Annotated in this window: 19 protein-coding genes and 2 pseudogenes; 5 read left to right on the forward strand and 16 right to left on the reverse strand. The window is 72.1% G+C overall.

All coding sequences use genetic code 11. From position 1 onward, the window contains the following. Positions 1-39: 39 nt before the first annotated feature. Positions 40-1,449 carry an aspartate ammonia-lyase gene (gene aspA / locus AC07DU_RS12295; protein WP_479111025.1) on the forward strand — a complete coding sequence of 470 codons (1,410 nt, stop codon included), beginning with the start codon at positions 40-42 and terminating at the stop codon, positions 1,447-1,449. A 630-nt stretch (positions 1,450-2,079) separates the two neighbouring features. Here aspA and AC07DU_RS12300 read toward each other — a convergent pair. The 8 genes and pseudogenes from AC07DU_RS12300 to AC07DU_RS12335 all read right to left on the reverse strand — a co-directional run. Continuing rightward, positions 2,080-2,841 (reverse strand): annotated as a pseudogene (locus AC07DU_RS12300) (collagenase); the annotation flags it as partial. Between the two features lie 896 nt (positions 2,842-3,737). Then, a complete protein-coding gene (locus AC07DU_RS12305; protein WP_479027480.1) occupies positions 3,738-4,346 on the reverse strand; it encodes a DJ-1/PfpI family protein in 609 nt (202 codons plus the stop codon). Positions 4,347-4,658: 312 nt separating this feature from the next. Next, a complete protein-coding gene (locus AC07DU_RS12310; RefSeq protein WP_479111027.1) occupies positions 4,659-4,964 on the reverse strand; it encodes a hypothetical protein in 306 nt (101 codons plus the stop codon). Positions 4,965-5,025: 61 nt separating this feature from the next. Further along, positions 5,026-5,847: an ABC transporter ATP-binding protein gene (locus tag AC07DU_RS12315; protein ID WP_479111029.1), complete on the reverse strand. Its 822-nt coding sequence runs from the start codon at positions 5,845-5,847 to the stop codon at positions 5,026-5,028. Then, on the reverse strand, positions 5,844-6,854 hold the full coding sequence (locus AC07DU_RS12320; protein ID WP_479111159.1) for an ABC transporter ATP-binding protein: 1,011 nt from the start codon (positions 6,852-6,854) through the stop codon (positions 5,844-5,846). Before AC07DU_RS12320 ends, AC07DU_RS12315 begins: the two co-directional genes overlap by 4 nt. 44 nt (positions 6,855-6,898) lie before the next feature. After that, positions 6,899-7,780, reverse strand: coding sequence for an ABC transporter permease (locus AC07DU_RS12325; RefSeq protein WP_479111031.1), 882 nt, complete (start codon positions 7,778-7,780; stop codon positions 6,899-6,901). Then, the gene (locus tag AC07DU_RS12330) at positions 7,777-8,730 is read right to left on the reverse strand and encodes an ABC transporter permease (RefSeq protein WP_479111033.1); all 954 of its coding nucleotides are present in this window, start codon (positions 8,728-8,730) and stop codon (positions 7,777-7,779) included. Before AC07DU_RS12330 ends, AC07DU_RS12325 begins: the two co-directional genes overlap by 4 nt. Then, a complete protein-coding gene (locus tag AC07DU_RS12335; RefSeq protein ID WP_479111035.1) occupies positions 8,727-10,361 on the reverse strand; it encodes an ABC transporter substrate-binding protein in 1,635 nt (544 codons plus the stop codon). Before AC07DU_RS12335 ends, AC07DU_RS12330 begins: the two co-directional genes overlap by 4 nt. A gap of 131 nt (positions 10,362-10,492) precedes the next feature. Between AC07DU_RS12335 and AC07DU_RS12340 the strand changes: the two genes are divergently transcribed. Continuing rightward, positions 10,493-11,551 (forward strand): LacI family DNA-binding transcriptional regulator, encoded by a 1,059-nt coding sequence (locus AC07DU_RS12340; protein ID WP_479111037.1) that lies wholly within the window; start codon positions 10,493-10,495, stop codon positions 11,549-11,551. Here the strand turns inward: AC07DU_RS12340 and AC07DU_RS12345 are convergent. Then, on the reverse strand, positions 11,539-13,173 hold the full coding sequence (locus AC07DU_RS12345) for an amidohydrolase (RefSeq protein ID WP_479111039.1): 1,635 nt from the start codon (positions 13,171-13,173) through the stop codon (positions 11,539-11,541). The genes AC07DU_RS12340 and AC07DU_RS12345 overlap by 13 nt on opposite strands. 94 nt (positions 13,174-13,267) lie before the next feature. Here AC07DU_RS12345 and AC07DU_RS12350 point away from each other — a divergent pair, with 94 nt between their 5' ends. Continuing rightward, a complete protein-coding gene (locus AC07DU_RS12350) occupies positions 13,268-13,978 on the forward strand; it encodes a TetR/AcrR family transcriptional regulator (RefSeq protein WP_479027457.1) in 711 nt (236 codons plus the stop codon). Positions 13,979-14,174: 196 nt separating this feature from the next. Here AC07DU_RS12350 and AC07DU_RS12355 read toward each other — a convergent pair whose 3' ends face one another. The 4 genes from AC07DU_RS12355 to AC07DU_RS12370 form a co-directional block, all read right to left on the reverse strand. After that, positions 14,175-15,005, reverse strand: a complete 831-nt coding sequence (locus AC07DU_RS12355; protein WP_360893856.1) for an ABC transporter permease — start codon at positions 15,003-15,005, stop codon at positions 14,175-14,177. Further along, positions 15,002-16,012 (reverse strand): ATP-binding cassette domain-containing protein, encoded by a 1,011-nt coding sequence (locus AC07DU_RS12360; protein ID WP_479111041.1) that lies wholly within the window; start codon positions 16,010-16,012, stop codon positions 15,002-15,004. The genes AC07DU_RS12355 and AC07DU_RS12360 overlap by 4 nt, the downstream gene beginning before the upstream one ends. A gap of 363 nt (positions 16,013-16,375) precedes the next feature. Continuing rightward, positions 16,376-17,212, reverse strand: a complete 837-nt coding sequence (locus AC07DU_RS12365) for a DUF4097 family beta strand repeat-containing protein (RefSeq protein ID WP_479111043.1) — start codon at positions 17,210-17,212, stop codon at positions 16,376-16,378. Positions 17,213-17,290: 78 nt separating this feature from the next. After that, positions 17,291-17,851 (reverse strand): hypothetical protein, encoded by a 561-nt coding sequence (locus tag AC07DU_RS12370; RefSeq protein WP_479111045.1) that lies wholly within the window; start codon positions 17,849-17,851, stop codon positions 17,291-17,293. Positions 17,852-17,955: 104 nt separating this feature from the next. Between AC07DU_RS12370 and AC07DU_RS12375 the strand changes: the two genes are divergently transcribed. Beyond that, a complete protein-coding gene (locus tag AC07DU_RS12375) occupies positions 17,956-18,495 on the forward strand; it encodes a DUF3887 domain-containing protein (RefSeq protein ID WP_479111047.1) in 540 nt (179 codons plus the stop codon). A gap of 183 nt (positions 18,496-18,678) precedes the next feature. Continuing rightward, positions 18,679-18,828 (forward strand): annotated as a pseudogene (locus tag AC07DU_RS12380) (helix-turn-helix domain-containing protein); the annotation flags it as partial. A gap of 12 nt (positions 18,829-18,840) precedes the next feature. Here AC07DU_RS12380 and AC07DU_RS12385 read toward each other — a convergent pair. From AC07DU_RS12385 to AC07DU_RS12395, 3 genes are read right to left on the reverse strand one after another with little or no spacing between them, the layout of a single operon-like run. After that, positions 18,841-19,680 carry an ABC transporter ATP-binding protein gene (locus tag AC07DU_RS12385; protein ID WP_479027444.1) on the reverse strand — a complete coding sequence of 280 codons (840 nt, stop codon included), beginning with the start codon at positions 19,678-19,680 and terminating at the stop codon, positions 18,841-18,843. Position 19,681: 1 nt separating this feature from the next. Continuing rightward, positions 19,682-20,755: a FecCD family ABC transporter permease gene (locus AC07DU_RS12390; protein ID WP_361952568.1), complete on the reverse strand. Its 1,074-nt coding sequence runs from the start codon at positions 20,753-20,755 to the stop codon at positions 19,682-19,684. Next, positions 20,752-21,816 (reverse strand): FecCD family ABC transporter permease, encoded by a 1,065-nt coding sequence (locus tag AC07DU_RS12395; RefSeq protein ID WP_479111049.1) that lies wholly within the window; start codon positions 21,814-21,816, stop codon positions 20,752-20,754. The genes AC07DU_RS12390 and AC07DU_RS12395 overlap by 4 nt, the downstream gene beginning before the upstream one ends. Positions 21,817-21,903: the final 87 nt, after the last annotated feature.

A 21,903-nucleotide genomic window follows, 5' to 3' on the forward strand; every position in this document is an offset into this window, starting at 1 on the left:
ACCTTGACCCACCTACCTCAGGAAGAGGGCCGCACACCCATGACCGCCGCCACCCGCAGCGAACACGACCTGCTCGGAGACCGCGACGTCCCCGCCGACGCCTACTGGGGCGTCCACACCCTGCGCGCCACCGAGAACTTCCCCATCACCGGCACGCCCATCTCCGCCTACCCGCACCTGATCGACGCCCTCGCCGCCGTCAAGGAGGCCGCAGCCCTCGCCAACGAGGAACTCGGCCTGCTGGAGCCCGCGAAGGCCGCCGTGATCGTCGCCGCCTGCCAGGAGATACGCGGCGGCAAGCTCCACGACCAGTTCGTCGTCGATGTCATCCAGGGCGGTGCCGGCACCTCGACCAACATGAACGCCAACGAGGTCATCGCCAACCGGGCGCTGGAGCTGCTGGGCCACGCCAGGGGCGAGTACCGGCACCTACACCCCAACGAGGACGTCAACCTCGGCCAGTCCACCAACGACGTCTACCCGACCGCCGTTCGGATCGCGACCGTCTCGGCGGTGCACGGCCTGCTCGGCGCCATGGCCGTCCTGCAGGACGCGTTCGCCCGCAAGGCCGTCGAGTTCCGCGACGTGCTGAAGATGGGCCGCACCCAGCTGCAGGACGCCGTACCGATGACCCTCGGGCAGGAGTTCTCCGCCTTCGCCGTCATGCTCGACGAGGACCGCAGCCGGCTCGCGGAGGCCCTCGGACTCATCCACGAGATCAACCTCGGCGCCACCGCCATCGGCACCGGCCTCAACGCCCCTGCCGGGTACGCCGAGTCGGCCCGCCGCCACCTCGCCGACATCACCGGGCTGCCCCTGGTCACCGCGGCCGACCTGGTCGAAGCCACCCAGGACTGCGGCGCCTTCGTTCAGATGTCCGGTGTACTCAAGCGCATCGCCGTCAAACTGTCCAAGACCTGCAACGACCTGCGCCTGCTGTCATCCGGGCCGCGCGCGGGCTTCGGCGAGATCAACCTGCCGCCGGTGCAGGCGGGCTCGAGCATCATGCCCGGCAAGGTCAACCCGGTGATCCCGGAGGTCGTCAACCAGGTCGCCTTCGAGGTGATCGGCAACGACATCACCATCACCATGGCCGCCGAAGCCGGACAGCTCCAGCTCAACGCCTTCGAGCCGGTCATCCTGCACTCGCTGTCGAAGTCCGTCATCCACCTGCGCGCGGCCTGCCTCACCCTCGCCGAGCGCTGCGTGGCCGGCATCACCGCCAACACCGAGATGCTGCGGGCCACCGTTGAGAACTCCATCGGCCTGGTGACCGCCCTGAACCCGCACATCGGCTACACCGCCGCCACCGACATCGCCAAAGAGGCCCTTGCCACCGGCCGGGGCGTGGCCGAGCTCGTCCTGGAGCGAGGTCTGCTGCCGGCCGAGCGGCTCGCCGCCCTGCTGCGGCCCGAGGTGATCGCGGGAGCCGGAGCGGCCGGGGCCTGACGCGGGGCTGCGCCGCGGCTCACCGGCCGCGCACCTGGACCGTCCCGCGCCGCGGACGCCACGCTGTTGCACCGTTCGCCATGCCGAGCGCCCATCTGTGGCGTCGGGTACACATGCCCCAGCCGTGCGGCCGCGTCGGCCAGGAGCCGCTCGCCCGCATCATGGGCCATGTGCTCCACCCGTGTGCCGGGGTCGCGGTCGGGGCGTGCCCGGCCCAGCAACCCGGCGGAGGCGCCGTGTGCGATGCCGGGCGCCCCGGGGTCGTCAACCAGAACGGCAGGGCCGCCGCCCGCACGAGAGCGCGGGGGCGGTGCGCCGCCGGGCCAGGGTGCGGACTGCCAGGACGGCCGCACCTGCGGCCCCGGCCGCGGCCGGGCTGATGCCGACCATCGAGCCGGCGGCGCGGGGGAGCGGAGTCGGCCGAGGGCTTCGCGGATCTGGGGGATGTGGTCGCGCCCTGGTCGCAGCCACGCCGCACGGCTCGTTTCGTGGTCAGTCTTCTCGGATCCGGTGAAGGCCCGGCCCCGAGTGCGCCGCCGTGCCCCCACCGGTTTGCGGTGAGGGGCCCGGCGGCGGTCCGGCCGTCGGCCTTCTTACGTGGGCGGGACGGTCTCCTGATGACGGTCAGGCGCCCGCGGCCACGGCTGTCAGCCAGGCGTTCCAGTCGCTCTCGTAGTCCAGCGAGGTGAGGAAGGAACGCGCGGCGGTCCAGTCTCCGGTGCGGTAGTGGCCGAGCACGGTGGCGACGTCGGCCGGGTGCTTCTCGACCATGTAGCGGGCGGCGAGGTAGCCCCAGTTGTAGGTGCGGTTGACGTCGCTGTTGGCGTAGGTGGTGTCGAAGAGCGTGCGGAGGGAGTACGTGTGCTTGCCGGCCTCGGCCAGCGCGCTGGTGTAGGGGACGCCGCGGTAGGAGTAGGAGATGTACTCCGCGATGCCTTCACCCCACCACACGGTGGGGGTGGTCTGGCTGGCGTTGAAGTCGCCGTAGAGGTCGAAGCGGCCGTCGAGGTAGTGGGTGTACTCGTGGTTGAGGTTCCAGATCTGCCAGCCGGGGCTCGTATCGGTGCGCTCGTAGCATATGAACCGCGGCTGGTTGCCCGTCCGGGAGGGGTCTCCCTCCAGGTACATCCCGCCGTTGTTCGTGTCGATGCCGTAGATCCTCCCCGCGTAGGCCTTGTAGTCGGCGCTTGAGTTGAAGACATCGACCTCCAGGGTGGTGTTGTAGTCGTTCGCGACCGGCCCCGAGTCCTTGACCAGGCTGTGGAAGTAGGCGTCCTGGTTGGCCAGGCTCGCGCAGGTAGCCGTCAGTTGGGCGGCGGTCATCTCCTGGGCGCGGATCCGCAGCGTCGGGCTGCAAGTGTGGACGATCGGCAGGATGCGCGATTCCAGCTTGCCGCCGGTGGTCCCGGTCGCGCCGGGAGCGCCTTTGACATTGCCGTGGGCCGGGCGCTGGCCCGGATCCGCGAAGACGTGGTCCGGCTTGGGGTCGGCGTGGGAGGCCTGGGCGGGAGAGGCCGCGACGGCGGCTATGAACAGGGCGGAGGCGACGGCCATGGCGCGCAAAATTCACTCCTGGGGATGGGAGTTGTGGGGTCCCGTCCGCGACGGGCTGCGCTGTAAAATGGCACATGTCACATGGGCTTTTCAATGCTTTTGACAGGTACGCATCGAGATCATTCAGTGGGGGCGGCGCACGTGTCTCCCAGCCGGGCCTGTTCCGCTCGGGAGCGCCTTCCTGAGTCGTGGCCCTGACCAGGGCGGTGTGGCCGTGATCGCGGCCGCCGTCGGCTGCCGGAGAGGACGAGGGGGACTGGCCCCGTCGCAAGTCACTCTCTGCTGAACGACGGTGCGCCCCGCTGGATAATCGGCTCACGCCACCCTGCAGTGCCCCGACACATCGCGAAGGAGTCTCGACATCAGCGCGGCGGTCTGGGGGACCAGTTGGGGACCATGCGATGGAGGCGGTCGCATGAAGCGCCTCCCTGTACGCGGTCTACGTCCCAGGTAAGTGCGGTGTGTCCGGATATAACGGCTAGCCTGCACATCTGAGAGTCAAGGGGGCGCAGGCGTCCAGCAGCGTCGACCACGGACCGGCCAGCTCGTCGATCAAATCGGCCAGGTGCTGACGGGAGACACCGGTGAAGACAGGCTGCGAGAGGGCCGCGCGGGCCCAACCAGGTGCAAGCATCCGGTCATGATCGGGCAACCCTGTGACAGCCCCACAACCTCAACGCGCCTTCGCTCTCGTCGCTGTGGCTGCCAGTGAATCAGAGGGCTGGCCACCGGTGTCAGCTCAGTGCGACCTCGCCTGCCTGGAGGGCACCCATCGCGCGCCCGACAGTCTCATGGACTTCGCCGACCGGAGCCGCGTAGCCGATAGCGCCGCGGGCGGCATCCTCCCCGAGCGTCCGGGTGATCACCCACGCGGCAAGATACTGCGATGCCAGGCAGCCGCCCGCCGTAGCGATGTTCCCCTTCGCATGGAACGGCGCGTCCAGCACAGTGACATCGCAGGCCTCGACATAGGGCCGGCTCGTCATATCCGTACTGGCCGGCATCCCAGCCAGCAAACCGAGTCGCGCAAGTACCAGCGCGCCGGAGCACTGAGAACCGATCAGCTGCCGCGACGGCTCGAGCCGCAGCATGGCGAGCATACGGTCATCGGCGACCACGTCGCGCGTCTTCACCCCGCTGCCGATCAGCACAACGTCAGCCTCGGTGACGAACTCCATCGGACGCTGCCCGGTCACCTCGACTCCGTTCATCGACGTGATCACGGGCACGGGTGTGGTGATGAAGGCCTCCAGGCCGTCTTTGCGACACCGGTTGATCAACGCTGAGGCGATGAAACTGTCCAGCTCGTTGAACCCGTCGAAGGTGACCACGGCTACCTGCATCGCAACTCCCTGAGTATGACGTCCGGGCACCAAGCCTCTCGAATGCGCCAAGCCCGGGTCACGGGCCAATCGGCGGCTGGTGGCATACCTGCCACAGCTCTCACAGTCCAAGACCTCCAGCATCCACGACCGACCGCCGGCTGAACGCCCCGAGCTCAATCGTGCTCGTCCTCGTTAGTGGGATCGCGGCGCGGCAACGGCAGCAGCTGGGTGCTGTCGTGCCGGTTCCAGCCGGTCAGTGTGACGGCGAGCGGGGGTCCGCACCGGGCGACGCCATCTGGTGCCTGCGCCCGCCCGCCCCGCGCAGGTCGTTCAGTGTTCCTCGTCCGGGTAGCCCCAGTCGATGACGCCCTTCGCCGCCGGGGCGGCCTCGGTGACGGCGAACGCGAACGAGCTCTCGAACCCCGGCTGCCAGCGGCCGAAGCCGGTGATGCTGAGCGGGAACTGGGTCTCGCCCGAAACGTAGTGGACGCCGGCGTCGCAGACCGCGCCGTAGCTGATCTGGTTCTCGATGCCCTCGTCGCGCAGCAGTTCGCCGATCGATTCGGCGACCGCCCCGGCCTGGGCCGCGTCCGTGAGCTGCGAGACGGTGAAGTGGAGATTGATGTTGACCGACATGCCCGCAGGCTATCGCCCGCCGCCGCCCGGACGTTCCTCGCCCTTCCCCGTGTGGTGGCCTTCAGCGGCCAGCGGGGAACCGCCCTCGCCGGGGCACCGAGTCCAGGAGGAGGCGGGTGTACCGGTGTTGCGGAGCGTCCAGGACCCGTGAGGTCGAGCCCGTCTCCACGACGTGGCCCGACTTGAGCACGAGGACCTCGTCCGCGATGTGCCGGACCACTGCCAGGTCGTGCGTGACGAACAGGTAGCCGATCCCCGATGCGCTGCGGATCCGAGCGAGGAGTTCGAGTATCTGGGCCTGGATCGACACGTCGAGCGCGGCGACGGCCTCGTCGAGGACGAGGACGCGGGGCTCCACGGCGAGGGCGCGGGCGATCGCGACGCGCTGCCGCTGGCCGCCGGAAAGGTCACGGGGGAGGGCGGCGGCCTCGCGCGTGCCGAGGCCGACCTGGTCCAGGAGTTGGGTGACCCGGGCGCCGCGGCCCGGCGCGTCGAGAGCCGTGTGGAGGCGCAGCACCTCGTCCAGGCATCCGGAGACGGTCACCCGGGGATCGAGCGAGAGGTACGGATCCTGGAAGACCATCTGGATCTCCCGGGCCCTGGCCAGCCGCTCCGCCCGCCGTCGGGGCCGCGTGGAGCGGTCCCGGCCGTCCAGGCGGACGGTCCCGCCGTCCGGGCGCTCCAGGCCGACGAGCATCCGCACCGTGGTGGTCTTGCCGCTGCCGGACTCACCGACGATCGCGAGGCAGGCCCCGGGTGCCAGGGAGAACGACACGTCGTCGACCGCCGTGTGGTCCCCGTAGAGCTTGCGGAGGCCCTCGACGACCAGTCCCTTGCCGGGCGGTCCCTCGGCTGCCGGTTCCTCCTTCACTGAGGCCGTCACAGCGTGATCCCTTCGTCGGCGCGGTGGCAGGCGGCGAGTCCGTCGCCGTGCCGGGTGAGTACGGGCTTCTCCTCGGAGCAGCGCGGCAGCGCGTGGGCGCAGCGCGCCGCGAAGGCGCAGCCCGGCGGCGCCTCGGCCAGGGAGACGGGACGCCCGGGGATGGGGCGGGGAGCGGGCGTGCCCGCTTCGATGCTCGGCGTGCAGGCGAGCAGCCCCGCGGTGTACGGGTGCCGCGGGCGGTCGAACAGCTCGTCGGTACCGCGGGTCTCCACGATCCGGCCCGCGTACATCACGTACACCCGGTCGCAGACGGTGGCGGCCAGTTCGAGGTCGTGGGTGACGAAGAGCAGGCCGGTGCCGCGCTCGGCGCGTAGCCGGGTGAGGAGGTCGACGATCTCCGCCTGGGTCGTGACGTCCAGGGCGGTGGTCGGCTCGTCGGCGACGATCAGCGCGGGTTCGGCCGCGAGTGCGGCGGCGATGACCACCCGTTGGAGCATGCCGCCGGAGAACTCGTGCGGGCGGCGGCGCAGGGCGCCGCGCGGGTCGCGGATACCGACCGCGTCGAGGAGTTCAAGGGCCCGCGCCGTCGCCGTGGCGGCCGGGGTCCCGGCCGCGCGCAGGCCTTCGGTGAGGAAGTCGCCGACGCGGCGCAGCGGGTTCACGGAGGCGCGCGGGTCCTGGTAGACCATGGCGACCTGCCGGGCCCGGAGCTCGGTCAGCTCGGCGCGGTTCATGGTCAGTACGTCCCGGCCGGCCACCCGGACCTCGCCGCTGGTGCGTGCGCCGGCGGGCAGCAGCCCGAGGACGCTGCGGCATGCGACCGATTTGCCGGAGCCCGATTCGCCGACGAGGCCGACGCTCTCTCCCGCGCGTACCCGCAGGCCGACTCCGTCCAGGATCGGGCGCGCGGCCCGGTCGCCGGTCAGGCTGACCCCGAGCCCTTCGATCTCCAGGACCGGAGATCCGCCCCCGCCGGCCGGGACCCCAGTCGCGTCCACCTGTGCCATCTGTTCCCGTTGTTCCCGCTGTTCCCGTTGTTCCTTCACGCGGTTCACCGCTTCCGCCTCGCGATCCGGTCGGCGAGGCCCTCGCCGACGATGCCGAACGCCACCACCGCGAGCACGATGCACGCCGAGGGCGCGAGGGCGGGCAGCAGCGCCCCCTGCTGGACGGCCGACTGGCCCTCGTTGATCATCGCGCCCCAGTCGGCGGTCGGCGGCTGCACGCCGAAGCCGAGGTAGGAGAGCGCCGCCAGGTCCATCAGCGCGTACCCGAAGTTCATCGCGGACTGGGAGAAGACGGTGGGGGCGATGTTGGGCAGCAGGTGGCGCAGGCAGACGTTCCAGCCGGACCAGCCCTGCACCCGGTAGGACTCGATGTACGGGCGGGCCTTCTCCTGGCGCGCGATGCCGCGGACCAGGCGGCCCACGTACGGGGTGTAGGCCACCGCCATCGCGATCACGGGCGCGGTCATCCCCGAGCCGACGACGGAGACGAGCAGGATGGCGAGCAGGAGTCCGGGGATCGCGAAGGCGATGTCCATCGAGCGGGACAGGAACGCGTCCGCCCAACCGCCGCGCCAGGCCGCCACCACGCCGAGCAGGGTGCCGGCCAGGGTGGAGACGCCGACGACGAGCAGCGGGCCGAGCAGCCCGGTGAGGGCCCCGTGCATCAGCCGCGACAGGATGTCCCGCCCGGACTGGTCGGTGCCGAGGAGGTGCTCGGCGGTGGTCCCGGCCAGGCTCGCCGAGAGGTCGACGGCCTCGGGGTCGTACGGCGCGAGGACGGGGGCGAGCACGGCGGTCAGGACGAGGGCGGCGAGCACCGCGACCGAAGCGGTGAACAACGGCCCCTGTGCGAAGAGGCGCAGGGGGCGGCGCAGCCCGGGCCTGCGGCGCAGGACGGCGGGCTCCGCAGGTGCGGTAGTGGTCATGAGGAGCCTTCCCCGTGGAGCGACAGCCGGGGGTCGATGAGGGGTGCGAGCAGGTCGACCGCGAGGTTGACGAGGACGAAGGCGCCCACGCTGAGGAGGGTGATCGCCTGCACGACGGCGAAGTCCTTGGAGGTGACCGACTGGACGAGCAGGGAGCCGAGGCCGGGCACGTCGAAGGCGGTCTCGACGATCGAGGTGCTGATGAGGAGTCCGGCGAGCATCGTGCCGCCGACGGTGACGACCGGGCCGAGCGCGTTGCGCAGGACGTGGCGGCGGACCACGGTCCGCCCCGGGACGCCGCGGGCGCGTGCCACCTCGACGTGTTCCCGGCCGAGTTCGTCGAGCATCGCCGACCGGGTCACCCGGGCGAGCAGCCCCGCGAAGGTCAGCGCCAGGGCGATGGCCGGCAGCGTCAGGTGGTACAGCCGTTCGGAGAGTCCTACGGGTGTGCCGCCGGGGCCGGGGAACCAGCCCAGGCGGACGGAGAACAGCGACACGAGCGCGATCGCGGTCACGAAGGACGGGGTGGCCGTGGCGAGGCCGCTGCCGAGGAGCACCGCGCGGTCCAGCGGCCCGGGCCGCAGCGCGGCGAGGACACCCGCCGCCATGCCGAGGAGGGCGACGAGCAGCGCCGCGTACCCCACGAGCAGGGCGGTGCCGGGCAGCCGGGATCCGATGAGCGCGGAGACGTCCTGGTGGAACTGGGCGGAGCTGCCGAAGTCGCCCTTCAGGACGCCGCCGAGCCACTTGGCGTACTGCACGGTCAGCGGGTCGTCCAGGTGGTACTGGGCGCGCAGGGCCGCCACGGCCTCGGGTGTCGCGGGGCGCCCGTGGAGCAGGAAGGACACCGGATCGCCGGGGGCCAGGTGGATGCTGCCGAAGACCACGAGGGAGGTCACGAACAGCACGGCCACCAGCCCGAGGACGCGTCCGGCGAGGTAGCGCGTCATTTCGCAGCGGCCCCGATCGTGGCGGCCCACGGGTAGTACAGCTGGGCGATCCCGGTCGGGGCGCCGGTCACGCGCTTGCCGAGGAAGAGCACGTAGGGCGCTTCGTAGACGGGGATGACCGGCAGCTCGCGCATCGCGATCCTCTGGAGTTCGGCGGTCAGCTCCGCGCGCTCGCCCGCGTCGGGTTCGCCGTTGGCCCGGTCGAAGGCGGCGTCGAACTCGGCGTTCGACCAGTTGCCGTAGTTGCCGAAGTCGCCGGTGCGCAGGTACTGGTAGAACTCCAGCGGGTCCGGAGTGTTGTCGTACCCGTTGGTGATGACCAGGTCCAGGCCGGCGCGTGCGGCGGGGTCGACGAAGATGCTGCTGTACGCCTCCGGGGGCACCGACTTCAGCTCGACGTCGAGGCCGATCTCCCGGCCGGCGGCCTGCACGGCGGTGGCGACGACGCTGATCTCGGGGGCGAGCGTGCTGGTGACCAGGGTGATCTTGCGGGTGGCGGCGCCGGACTCCTGGACGAGCTTCTTCGCGGCGGCGAGGTCGTAGCGGGGGTCGGGCAGGGTGTCGTAGAGCGCGGCGGTCTTCTCCGGGGCCAGCGCCCACGCGCCGCGCGCGGCGGGGGCCTTGGCGGGGACGCCGACGCCGCCGGCCGCGGCCTTGACGATGTTCTTCCGGTCGAGCGCCAGGGAGAGGGCCTCGCGCACCTTCAGGTCCCCGAGCGGCCCGCCGAAGTCGAGCACGGCGAGGTTCGACGCGGCGGTGTTGGGGCCGAAGAGGACGCTGCCCTTGCCGCTGGAGCGCAGCTGGCCGATCGTGGCGGGGGCCACCATGTATCCGCCGTCGGCGCTGCCGGAGAGGAAGGCGTTGGTGCGGGCGGCAGGGTCCTCGATGAAGGTGAACTTCACGGCGGTGGTCTGGGGGGCGAGCTGGGGGTCCCAGTAGGCGTCGTGCTTCTTCAGGGTGATCTCGCTGCCCTGGGTCCAGGTGTCGAGGGCGTACGGACCGGTGCAGTTGACCTTGCCCGCGGGGGTGCCGTAGTCCTTGCCCGCCTCGGCGAGGGTGGCGGCGCTCTCGATGGTGCCGGGGGAGGCGGCCATCAGCTCGTGGAGCAGGACGTCGGGCTTGGTGAGCCGGAGCGTCACCTCCAGCGGTCCGGTCTTCTCCACGGCGCGGACGTTCTTGAACGCCGAAGCCCAGGGGGAGCCGGTCTCCGGGGCCATCTGACGCTGGAGCGAGGCGACCACGTCGTCGGCCGTCATCGTCGTGCCGTCGTGGAACTTCACTCCCGGGCGCAGGGTGTAGACCAGCGTGAGCGGGTCGGGGCGGTCGTACTTCACCGCGAGGCCGGGCTCGATCCTCATGTCGGGCGTGACCCGCATGAGCTGCTCGCACACGTTGGCGAGCACGGTGTTCGGCGGGTAGTCGTACGCGAGGGCGTAGTCGAGCGTGTAGGGCTCGGCGTACAGGGACCAGGTGAAGGAGTCCAGCGGACCCTGTGCGGCCGGTGAGAGCGGAGCGACCTTGTAGTCGGCGCCGCCGGCGGCGCCGGGCGTGGTGGCGCCGGAACAGGCACCGGTGGTGGCCGCGAGGGCGGCGGCGCAGAGGAGAAACGCCATGCTTCGGGACATGCGCATGCAGACCCACCCCTTTACGGGTGTAGTGACGGGCGCTGTGGGATGGAGCGAGTATTGATGCGGGAACGTTCCCGCACAAGGCCGTGCGGGAACGGTTTTGCAAAGGTCGCGAGGGTGGCAGCATCGGTCGCATGACCGAAGCCTCCCCGCACGGCGGGCAGCCCTCGCCGCCCCTCCCACGCGTGCGCCTCGTCGACGTGGCCCGCGAGGCGGGCCTGTCCAAGACAACCGTCTCGGCGGCACTGAACGGCACCGGAAGGCTCTCTCCCGAAGTCCGGGAGAGGGCCCGCGAGACCGCGCGCAGAATGGGCTACCGGCCCAACGCCACCGCGCGCCGGCTGCGTGCGGGACGGGCCAGATTGATCGGATACGTGGTCGGGGAGTTCGCCGACGCCCCCTGGACCTTCCTGGAGTCGCCGTACTTCGCCCGGCTGACCGCGGCCACCGCGGCGACGTCGCTGCGACGCGGCTACGCCATGGTGCTGCTGCCCACCGGCTCCCTGCAGAGCGAGTGGGCCGATCTGGCACTCGACGCGGTGGTCGTCGCCGACGACCCGATCGTCGAGGACCTCCTCGCCGCACGCATCCCCGTGTTCAGCGACCGCTCCGTCGAGGGACGGCCCGGGGCGTACTGGGTGGACGTGGACGCGGGCGGCGCCGTGCGAGGGGCCCTCGACCACCTGCGGGAGCAGGGGGCCCGGCGGCCCGTCCTCGTGGTGCCGGACAGCACCACCCGGTTCCACACCGAGGTGTTCGCCGCGCACCGGGAGTGGTGCGCCGCCCACGGCCTGCCGGAACGGGTGGTACGCGCCCCGGCGCCGGGCAACGGGCCCGTCGTCCGCGCCGTCGAGACCGCCCTCGCGGGCGACCCGGCGGCCGGCTCGGCGCGGCCCGACGCCCTCCTCGTCGTGGCCGAGGCGAGCCCGCCGCTCGTCCTGGACGCGGCACGCCGGCTCGGCTACGAGGTCCCCGGCGACCTGCTCCTCGTCTGTGTGAGCGAGGACGTCACCGCCGAGCACACCGCGCCGCCGGTGACGACCCTGAGCCTGCGGCCCGAGGCGATCGCGGAGGCGGGGATCGACAGACTCGTGGCGGTCCTGGAACACGGCGACCGGGGGACGGCGGGGGCGCTCGTCCCGACCCGTCTCGACGTTCGGGCGTCATCGGTGCGGCCGGCTCAGCCCGCGTAGACGAGCCGGCCGCCGACATAGGTCCGCTCCACCCGGGCCTGCGCGATCTCCTCCGCGGGCGCCGTGAGGATGTCGCGGTCCAGGACGACGAGGTCCGCGAGGTTGCCGGCCCGCAGGCTGCCCGCGTCGTCGTGACCGTTCACGTGGGCGGCCCCGGCGGTGTAGGCGGCCAGCGCGGTCGGCAGGTCGAGCCGCTGCTCGGGGTAGAAGACCCGGTCGTGGCCGGCCTCGGGATCCCGGCGGTTCACGGCCACGTGCAGGCCCGCCAGCGGATCGGGGCTGCTCACCGGCCAGTCGCTGCCAGCGACGAGGGTCGCGCCCGCGCGCACCAAATCGCCGAACGGGTACTGCCAGGCGGCGCGCTCCGGACCCAGGAACGGGATGGTCAGATCGTCCATCTGGGGTTCATGGGCCGCCCACAGGGGCTGGATGTTGGCCAGGGCGCCGAGCCGGGCGAAGCGGGAGAGGTCCTCGGGGTGGACGACCTGGAGATGGGCGAGGTGGTGCCGGTTGCCGCGGTGTCCGTTGGCCGTCACCGCCGACTCGATCGCGTCCAGGGCCTCGCGCACGGCCCGGTCGCCGAGGGCGTGGAAGTGCACCTGGAAGCCGAGCGCGTCGAGCTCCGTCACGTATCCGCGCAGCGCTCCGGGCTCGACGAAACTCAGACCGCTGTTGCCGGTGGCGCAGCCGCAGCCGTCCAGATAGGGGGAGGTCATGGCGGCGGTGAAGTTCTCCGCCACACCGTCCTGCATGATCTTCACCGAGGTGGCGCGGAACCGTCCGGCCCGCAGCTTCTCGCGGCGGGCCACCAGCTCGGGGATCTGCTCGGCGCCCCGTGCCCGGTCCCACCAGAGCGCCCCGGTCACGCGGGCGGTGAGCGAGCCGTCCGCCGCGGCGCTCATGTACGCGTCCGAGGGGTCGGGCCGGCCGTTGAGGTCGCCGAGCATGGCGTCCTGCCAGCCCGTGATGCCGAGGGAGTGCAGCAGCTTCTGGGCCCGGAGCAGCCCGGCGAGGAGTTCCGCCGGCGTGCTCGTCGGCAGCAGCCGGCCGACCAGCGAGGTGGCACCCTCCTGGAGCATGCCGCTGGGAGTGCCGTCCGGCTCGCGCTCGATCCGGCCGTCGGCGGGATCGGGAGTGGCGGCCGTGACCCCGGCGAGTTCCAGGGCCCGGGTGTTGGCCCAGGCGCCGTGGTGGTCACGGTTGGACAGCAGGACCGGACGGTCCGGGACGACGGAGTCGAGCAGCTGCCGGGTCGGCAGTCCCCCCTCGAAGCTCTCCATCGACCAGCCGCCGCCGGTGATCCACTCGCGGTCGGGGTGCGCGTCCGCGTACGCGCGGACCAGAGCGAGGTAGTCGTCCACGCCGACGGTCTCGGTCAGGTCGCACTCGGCCAGTTCCGCCCCGGCGAAGACCGGGTGCATGTGGGCGTCCTGGAAGCCGGGGAGCAGCAGCTTCCCCGTCAGGTCGACCACCTCGGTGCCGGGCCCCACGAGGTCCCGTACCTCGTCGTGGCCGACGGCCGCGATCCTGTCGCCGATGACGGCGAGCGAGGTCGCCCGGGTACGGGCCGGGTCCACCGTGTAGACGGGGCCGCGGGTGAAGACCAGATCGGCTTCGGCCATTCGAAAGCTCCAGAGCGTGAGGCGACGGGGGGTGGGCGTCATGGAAGCGGCAAGGCCCTTTACACGTCAATGGTGTTGACGTAACGTCCCGGCCATGTCCGAACGCGTCATCCCCGAAGGCGGACGCCGGCGCCGCAGACCCACCAAGCAGGGCGCCGTCCTCTCGGAGCAGCTCATCGTCGAGACGGCGCTGCGTCTGGTGGCCCAGCACGGCGCCGAAGCGCTCTCCGTACGGAGACTGGGCGCCGCGCTCGGCGCCGACCCGAGCGCGCTCTACCGCTACTTCCGCAACACCGACGCCCTGCTCCTCGCCCTCGCGGACGAACTGATCGGCAGGGCCCAGGAGGGCTGGGAGCCCACCGGGGACTGGCGGGAGGACCTACGGTCGATGGGCCTGCGGATCCACGCCTGCTACCTCTCCCACCCGCAGGCCGCCGTCCTCGGCGCCTACCGCACCACGGGACGCCTCCACGAGACCCGGGCCGTCGAGCGCATCGTCGGCATCCTGCGCTCGGCGGGCTTCCCGGACCCGCTCGCCGTCCGCGCCTACCACGCGTTCGTCGACCAGGCGCTGGCGTTCGCCGCCCAGGACGCCGCCGCGCTCGCGCTGCCGAAGGCCGCGCGGGAGGCGGACGAGGCGGTCTGGAACGCGGTCTACGGCAGGCTGTCGGCCGACACCCACCCGCACATCGCCGCCGTGTTCCCGCTGCTCGCCGCCGACATGCGGGACAGCGGCTACCCGTTCGCCCTGGAGCTGACGCTGAACGCGCTGGCGGCGATGCGCCCGGCGGCGACCGAGACCTGAGACCGGCGCGCCCCGCGCGTGGGCTCGTCGCGTAGGCCTGGTCGCGGGGCCTCGTCAGGACAGGGCGCGCCAGGCCTCGCTCGCAGCCCCCGAGACCTCCCGGGCTGACAGGAGGGACGACTGAGGGGCGGCTCCCGGTGGATCCGGGGCCGCCCCTGCTTCGCCTGCCCGTTCCGCCGGGCGCACCGCGTGACGGTCAGCGCGTGACCTGGCGGTTGAAGACGGCGCGCGAGCGCAGGTACCCGACCAGGGCGAGCCCGGCGCACCAGGCGAGGGCGAGCCAGCCGTCGTGGCCGATCGGCGTGCCGAGCAGCAGGCCGCGCAGGGTCTCGTTGATCGGCGTGAAGGGCTGGTACTCGGCGAACCAGCGCAGAACCGTCGGCATGGACTCCGGGGTGACGACCGCGCTGCCGAGGAAGGGCAGGAAGGTCAGCGGCATCGGGGCGTTGGACGCGGCCTCGATGGTCTTGGCGCCCAGGCCCATCGCGGCGGTCATCCAGCTCAGGCCGAAGGAGAGGAAGAGGAGCAGGCCGATGGCGGCGATCCACTCCACGGGCGAGGCGTCGGGGCGGAAGCCCACCGCGAAGGAGGCGCCGATGATCAGCACGAGGATCGCCGCGGCCTGGATGACGCTGGCGAACACATGGCCGGTGAGGATGGATCCGCGCGAGATCGACATCGTACGGAAGCGGTTGACGATGCCTTCCGTCATGTCGGTGCAGACGGAGATGGCGGTCGTGATGGCGCCGGAGGTCACGGCCATCAGGATGATCCCGGGCACCACGTAGTTGGTGTAGTCGCCGCGGCTGGGGCCCGCTCCGATGCCGGTGCCGAGGGCGCCGCCGAATACGTACACGAAGAGCAGCAGCATCACGATCGGCATCATGACGATCATGACCGTCATCGACGGGTAGCGCAGCATGTGCTTGAGGTTGCGGCGCAGCATCGTCATCGAGTCGCGCAGCGCGTACGAGCGGCTCGGCTTGGGGGACGCGGCGGGGGCGGGGGCGAGGGTGACGGTGCTCATCGGTTCGACTCCTTCTGGGCGGTCGCGGAGGTAGCGGTGGGGGCGGGGGCGTTCTGCCGGCCCGTGAGGGTGAGGAAGACGTCGTCGAGGTCGGGCGTGTGCACGGTGAGCGACTCGGCCTGCACCCCGGTGGTGTCGAGGACGTCGAGGACGGCGCGGAGATCGGCGACGGAGCCGTCGCTGGGGATCCGCAGGGTGAGCGACTCGTCGTCGCGGGTGGCGACGCCGAAGACGCCGGCCGCCGTGACGAAGTGGGCCTCGTCGGCGAACCGGAGGCGGACGTGGCCTCCGGGGATCCTGCGCTTCAGCTCGTCGGCGGTGCCTTCGGCGACCAGCTTGCCGTGGTCCAGCACCGCGATGCGGTCGGCGAGTTGGTCGGCCTCCTCCAGGTACTGCGTGGTGAGGAAGATGGTCACGCCCTGATCCGCGACCAGGTCCCGGATCAGCTCCCACATGACGCGGCGGCTGCGCGGGTCAAGGCCGGTGGTCGGCTCGTCGAGGAAGATGATCCGCGGCCGGCCGACCAGGGTCATCGCCAGGTCGAGCTTGCGGCGCATGCCTCCGGAGAAGGTGGCCACGTTCTTACGGGCGGCCTCCGTCAGCTCGAACCGTCCCAGGAGGTCGGCGGCGCGGCGGCGGCCCTCGCGCTTGCCCAGGTGGTGCAGGTCGGCCATGAGGAGCAGGTTCTCCTCGGCGGTGAGCAGTCCGTCGACGGCGGCGAACTGTCCGGTGACGCCGATCTGGTGGCGTACGGACGCGGCGTCGGTGGCCAGGTCGTGGCCCGCGATCCGCGCCTCGCCGCCGTCGGCCGTGATCAGCGTGGAGAGGATCTCCACGGTGGTGGTCTTGCCGGCGCCGTTGGGGCCGAGCAGGGCGAAGACGGTGCCCTCGGGGATCCGGAGGTCGATCCCGTCCAGCACGACCTTGTCGCCGTACGACTTGCGCAGGCCGGTCGCGGAGATCGCGGCTGCTCGCGTGGGGGTGGACACCTGGGTCGCGGTGTTCATGGTGGGCGGGCCCTTCTGTTCGGGAAGTCCGGGGCGGAGGCGAAGCGGAGGCCGGTGGGCCGGGCAGACCGGCCATGGCGAGGGTGGCGCAGTCTTGGCGCCATGTTCGGGGCCAGTGCCGTGCTCGTGTCTCCATGATGGCACATGGATGGCGCCATCGCCAGGGAAAATGGCGCCACTCTTGCATCGTGTGCTGCGCTGTACCGCCTGACCTGCGGGCATGTCCGCCCACGCAAAGCGCCCCCGTGCCGGTGGGTACCAGTACGGGGGCGCCATGGTGGTGCCATCTTGTGGGCTCGGGCGGGTACGAGGAGGTGCGCTCCCCGGCCCGGCGGATCAGGTGCGGCGGATCAGGCGCGGCGATCAGGCGCGGCGGATCACGATGTCGCCGGCGCTGGTGCGGCCGCGCACCTCGACCGTCTCCTCGGACTCCTCGGGGCCCTGCGCCGCCCCGAGCTCATTGCGGACCCGCCCAGCGGTGGACCGTACGTCCAGCCAGGCCGCTGACCCCTCGGCGATGCCGATCTCCAGCCCGCCGGCCGCCGTCTCCAAGGTGATCCGCCCGCGGACCACCGAGGCGAGCCGAATGGAGCCGCTCGCGGACTTGGCCGTGACGGAGGAGTCCGCGTGCAGGACGCTGATCGGCCCGTTGGACGAGCGGACCGTCAGGTCTCCCCGGATCTCCCCGATCGCGGTCTCGCCGTTGAGGTTCTTGATGGTGGCCGTGCCGTCGGCCCGGCCGACCCGAACCCGCCCCGACCCGTGGATCTCGACCTCACCCGTCGCACGGTCCACGAGGACGTCCCCGTGCGTGGTCTTCAGCCGTACGGCCGCGGCCTCCTCCAGTTGGATGTCGCCGGTGGCCGTCGTGACGTCGCAGTTGCCGAACCGTCCCTCGCCGATGAAGTCGCCGAGGCCGGTGGTGCCCTTCAGGTCCGAGCCCGCGGGCAGTTCGACGGTCACGTCCACCGAGCCGATCTTGCCGAAGGGCGAGCGCTTCTTGGGGCCCTTGACGACGAGGGCCCCGCCCGCGCAGGTGACCTTGGTGTCCTCGGCGGCCAGTACGTCCTGCTTGTTGCCGGGGTCGCTCGGGGTCACCTCGACCACGGTGTCGGTGCGCTTGCTGGCGACGATCCGGAACCGCCCGAAATCGAATTCAACGGTGGCGGAGACGGGCTCGGGGGTGGCGAAAGTAGGCATGGCTGAGCCGTCCTTTGGCTGAGGGCTGTGGATGCTGTGGATGCTGTGGCGGTGGGTACGGAGGCAGCGCGGGTGGGGCTACCGCACCCAGCCGGTGAACCCCTGCCCGGCCGCGGGCGTCCGGCCGGTGGAACCCTGCCCGGCTGCGGACGCGCGGCCCGTGCCGCCCGCCCCGCGGTCCGCCGTGGATTCCAGGGCGGCGGCGACGGCCCGGACGAGCCACGCGTTGACCGAGAGCCCCTCGCGGCCGGCGGCCTCTTCGACCCGGACCTTGAGCTGGGCGGGCGGGCGGAAGTTGATGCGGGAGGTGGCGCCACCGTCCTCGATGTCCACCGGGGCCGTCGGCGCGGGCGTGGGCGCCTGCGGCGGCGCCGGGGCGTCGAAGGTCTCCGCGGCGGGCGGGGCCGTGACCACGAACTCCGGGTCCAGCCCACGCAGTCGTACGTGGACCGACCCCGGCGCCAGGTCGCGGGTGACCTCGTCCATCGCATCGGACAGGGCATTCAGCAGGGTGAGCCGGGCGGCCGATTCGAGCTGGGCGGTGAGCCGCTCGGCCAGGGCGAGTGCCTCGCTGCCGCCGGCTTCGGCGGCCACGCCGAGTTCGTGCCGCAGGTTGTCAACGTAGGGGGTGAGGTCCATAGCGCAAGCATGGCACCATCGTGGCGCCACGGCAAGTCATATGGCGCCACGGGAGGGGCGGCTGGCCGCTGTGGCGGCCGCCCGGCGTCGTGGGCACGATGGATATGCCCGGACGACCCGCCACGCTGGAGAAAGTCGTGGTGCTCATGCCTGACCAAGCCCACCTACTCGGCAGCAAACGGCACCTGGCACAGGCGGCGGCCGCAGCCGCACTGGCAGCCGGCGCCGTGCTCCCCCTCACCGGCTTCGCCGCGGCCGCGGCCCCGGCCCAGGCGCAAACCCAGACGGTCGCCGCCCCGGCCGCGCCGCTCGCCCCGGCTCAGAGCCGGTACGACCGGATCACCCTTCAGGCGCTCGACGCCATCGTGAACGGCACCTACACCGCGGCCACGGCCCACTTCGATCCGAGGCTTGCGAAGCTGCTGCCCCCGGACGCCCTCGCGGAGGCCTGGGAGACCTACCAGGACGAGTTCGGGCGCTACCGGTCACACGGTGACCCGCAAGACGTCGCGTTCGGCGAGTTCACCGTCGTCAACGTGCCCCTGCGCATGGAACGCGGGCCAGGGGAGTTCCGCGTGACCTTCCACCCTGACGGGAGCATCGCCGGCCTGCTGTTCCTCAAGCCGGGAGTACCGATCTCGTAGCCGCGGATCCTCGTCGCCGTCCGCCACAATGCGAGAGTTCAACCCCCGCCGGCAACCGGCTCGTGCTCCGCCGAACGCTGCCGTGCGCCCCGCGTGCGCCCCGCGTGCGCCCGGCGTGCGTCCAGACGGGATGAACGGGGGAGGCGCTCCGGCCCGCCCGGTCCCGCCCCCCCGCGCCCGAAGGCGCGCAACCAGCTGGAGTCCACGGACGCCACCCTCGAACGCATCGCCTCCACCTGCGGGTTCAACACCACCGACACCCTGATCCGGGCGTTCCGGCGCACGCTCGACACGACCCCGACCGCCTACCGGAACCGGTTCAGGTCCTCCGTCCCCGGCGGGGGGTCAGACGATGTCGGCGCGGCGCCCGCCCATCGGGATGACCAACGGGGTGCCGGCGACCGGGCATTCGATGACCGCCGCCCGGAGGCCGAAGACCTCGTGGACCAGGTCCGGAGTGACGATCTCGGACGGCGGGCCGGCGGCGATCACCCGGCCGTCGCGCATGGCGATGAGGTGCCCGGCGTAGCGGCAGGCCAGGTTGAGCTCGTGCAGGACCATGATCACCGTGCGGCCCTCGGTGCGGTTGAGGTCCGCGACGAGTTCGAGCACGTCGACCTGATGGGCGAGGTCCAGGTACGTCGTCGGCTCGTCCAGCAGCAGGGCCGGCGTGTGCTGGGCCAGCGCCATCGCGATCCAGACGCGCTGGCGCTGTCCGCCCGACAGCTCGTCGATGGACCGGCTCGCCAGTTCCGCCGAACCCGTCGCCGCCAGGGCGGCGTCCACCGCGGCCTCGTCGGAGGAGGACCACTGGCGCCACCACCGCTGGTGCGGGGTGCGGCCGCGGGCCACCAGGTCGCGTACGGAGATCCCGTCCGGCGCGCTGGGGGTCTGCGGCAGCAGGGCGAGCCGCAGGGCGAACTCCCGCGCGGACAGGCCGGCGATGTCCTCGCCGTCCAGGTGGACGGCGCCGCCGGCCGGCTTGAGCAGCCGGGCCAGCGCCCGCAGCGCGGTGGACTTGCCGCAGGCGTTCGGCCCGACGAGCGCGGTCACCTTGCCGGCCGGGATGTCGAGGTCGAGGTCCTCGGAGACGATCCGGTCGCCGTAGCCCAGGCGCAGCCCGTCCGCGCGCAGGGCGGTGGACGAGACGCCGGCGGGCGGGGTCTCGGTCAGCGGGGCGGTCATGTCAGCCTCCCTTTCCGGCCCGGTTGGTACGGGCGAGGAGTAGCAGCAGGTACGGGGCGCCCACGACGCCGGTGAGGACGCCGACGGGCAGTTCGGTCGGGGCGAGGACGAGCCGGGAGCCCAGGTCGGCGAGGATGAGCAGCACCGCTCCGGTCAGCGCACTGGTGACGAGCGGGATGCCCGCGGTGCCGGTGAGCCGCCGGGCGATCTGCGGGGCGCCCAGGGCGATGAAGGAGATCGGCCCGGCCGCCGACGTGGCCAGCGCGGTGAGGCACGTGGCGAGGATCAACAGCGCGATCCGTGCGTGCCGCAGGGGGATGCCGAGGCTCCGCGCGGTGTCGTCGTCGTACTGGAGCAGCTGGTACGGGCGCGCCAGCGCGAGGGTCAGCGGCAGGAGCACCGCCAGCGCCAGCCCGGCCCACTGGACGTGTTCGTAGCCGCGGCCGTTGAGGCTGCCGGTCAGCCACACCATGGCGCGGGAGGCCTGGTCGATGTCGGCGCGGGCGAGCATCCAGCGGGTCAGGGCGATCAGGGCGCCGTTCGCGGCGAGGCCGACGAGGACGAAGCGGTAGCCGGTGATGGTGCCGTCCCGGTACGCCAGCAGGTAGATGACGACGGAGGTCAGCAGGGCGCCGGCGAGGGCCCCGAACGGGACCGCCCCGAAGGTGCCGGCGCCCGCCGCGGTGACTCCGCCGATGAGGATGGCGCCGACCGCGCCCGCCCCGGCGCCGGCCGCGATGCCGATCAGGTCCGGGCTGGCGAGCGGGTTGCGGGTGACGGCCTGGAACACCGCGCCGGCCAGCCCGAACGCGGCCCCCACCAGCAGCGCCGTGAGGGCGCGCGGCAGCCGCAGTTGATGGACGATCAGGTCGGCGGCGCCGGAGCCGGTCCCCAGCACGGAGCCCAGTACGTCGCCGACGGGGATGGCGAACGTGCCCAGCGAGACCGAGGCGATCAGCCCGGCGAACCCGGTCAGGACGAGGGCGAGCACGATGAACGCGACCCGGGGCGGCACGGCCACGCCGACGGGACCGACTTCGAACCGCAGGCGCCGCGCGGTCTTCACGCGGCTCATCGGGTGTGCTCCTTGAGCTTGCCGCGCTTGACGAGCAGCGCGAGGAACGGTGCGCCGAGCAGCGCGGTCACCACGCCCGCCTCCAGCTCTCCGGGCCGGGCGACCATCCGGCCCACCACGTCGGCGGCGAGCATCAGCGAGGCCCCGCCCAGCGCGGAACAGGGCACCAGCCAGCGGGCGTCGGGCCCGGTGAAGGCCCGTACGACGTGCGGGACGACCAGGCCGATGAAGGTCACGGGACCGGCCGCGGCGACGGCCGCGCCGGTGAGCAGGACCACCGCCAGCGCGCCGAGGGCGCGGGTGGACTTGACCGGGGTACCGAGCGAGCTGGCCACGTCGTCGCCGAGCGCGAGCGCGTTGAGCCGGCCGCTCAGCCCGATGGCGAGGGCGAGTCCGACGACGACGAACGGCAGCAGTTCCATGCCCAGTTGCGTGTCACGGCCGGCCAGGGAGCCCACCGCCCAGAACCGGTACTGGTCCAGGGTGCGTACGTCGAGGAGCACCAGGGTGTTGGTGCCCGCGTCGAGCAGTACGGTCACGGCCGCTCCGGCCAGGGCCAGTTTGGCCGGGGTGGCGCCGCCGTAGCCGGTGCCGCCGACGGCGTAGGCGACGAGACCGGCCAGCGCTCCGCCGAGGAAGGCGAACCAGATGTACTGGTACGAACTGGTCAGCCCCAGCATGCCGATGCTCGCGGCGACCGCGAACGAGCCGCCCGCGCTGATGCCGATCAGGCCGGGGTCGCCGAGCGGATTGCGGGTGATGTCCTGGGCCACGGCGCCCGCGGCGCCCAGCGCGAGGCCGACGAGCAGCCCCAGGAAGGTGCGGGGCATGCGCAGTTCACGGACCACCACGGCGTCGCCGGCGTCACTGCCGGTTATCGCGGCCAGGACGTCGGAGAGCGGCACGGACTTGGTGCCGATCGCCAGGGAGGCGCAGACCATGACGGCCACGGTCGCAAACAGCGCCGTGAGCACCAGGGTTCGGGAGAGGACTCGTGGAGGTGGTGGAACGGCTGGGGCGTGGACCGCGGCGGCGCCGGCGGTGACGGGCTTCAGAGACACTCACACAAGGTAAGGGATGCCTAACCGAAATTCCCCCGCACCCCCCGTCTGGATTTGGCCACGAAGAGCAGCTACTCTTCACAACGC

This window comes from Streptomyces sp. NPDC045695 (genome assembly GCF_056432025.1).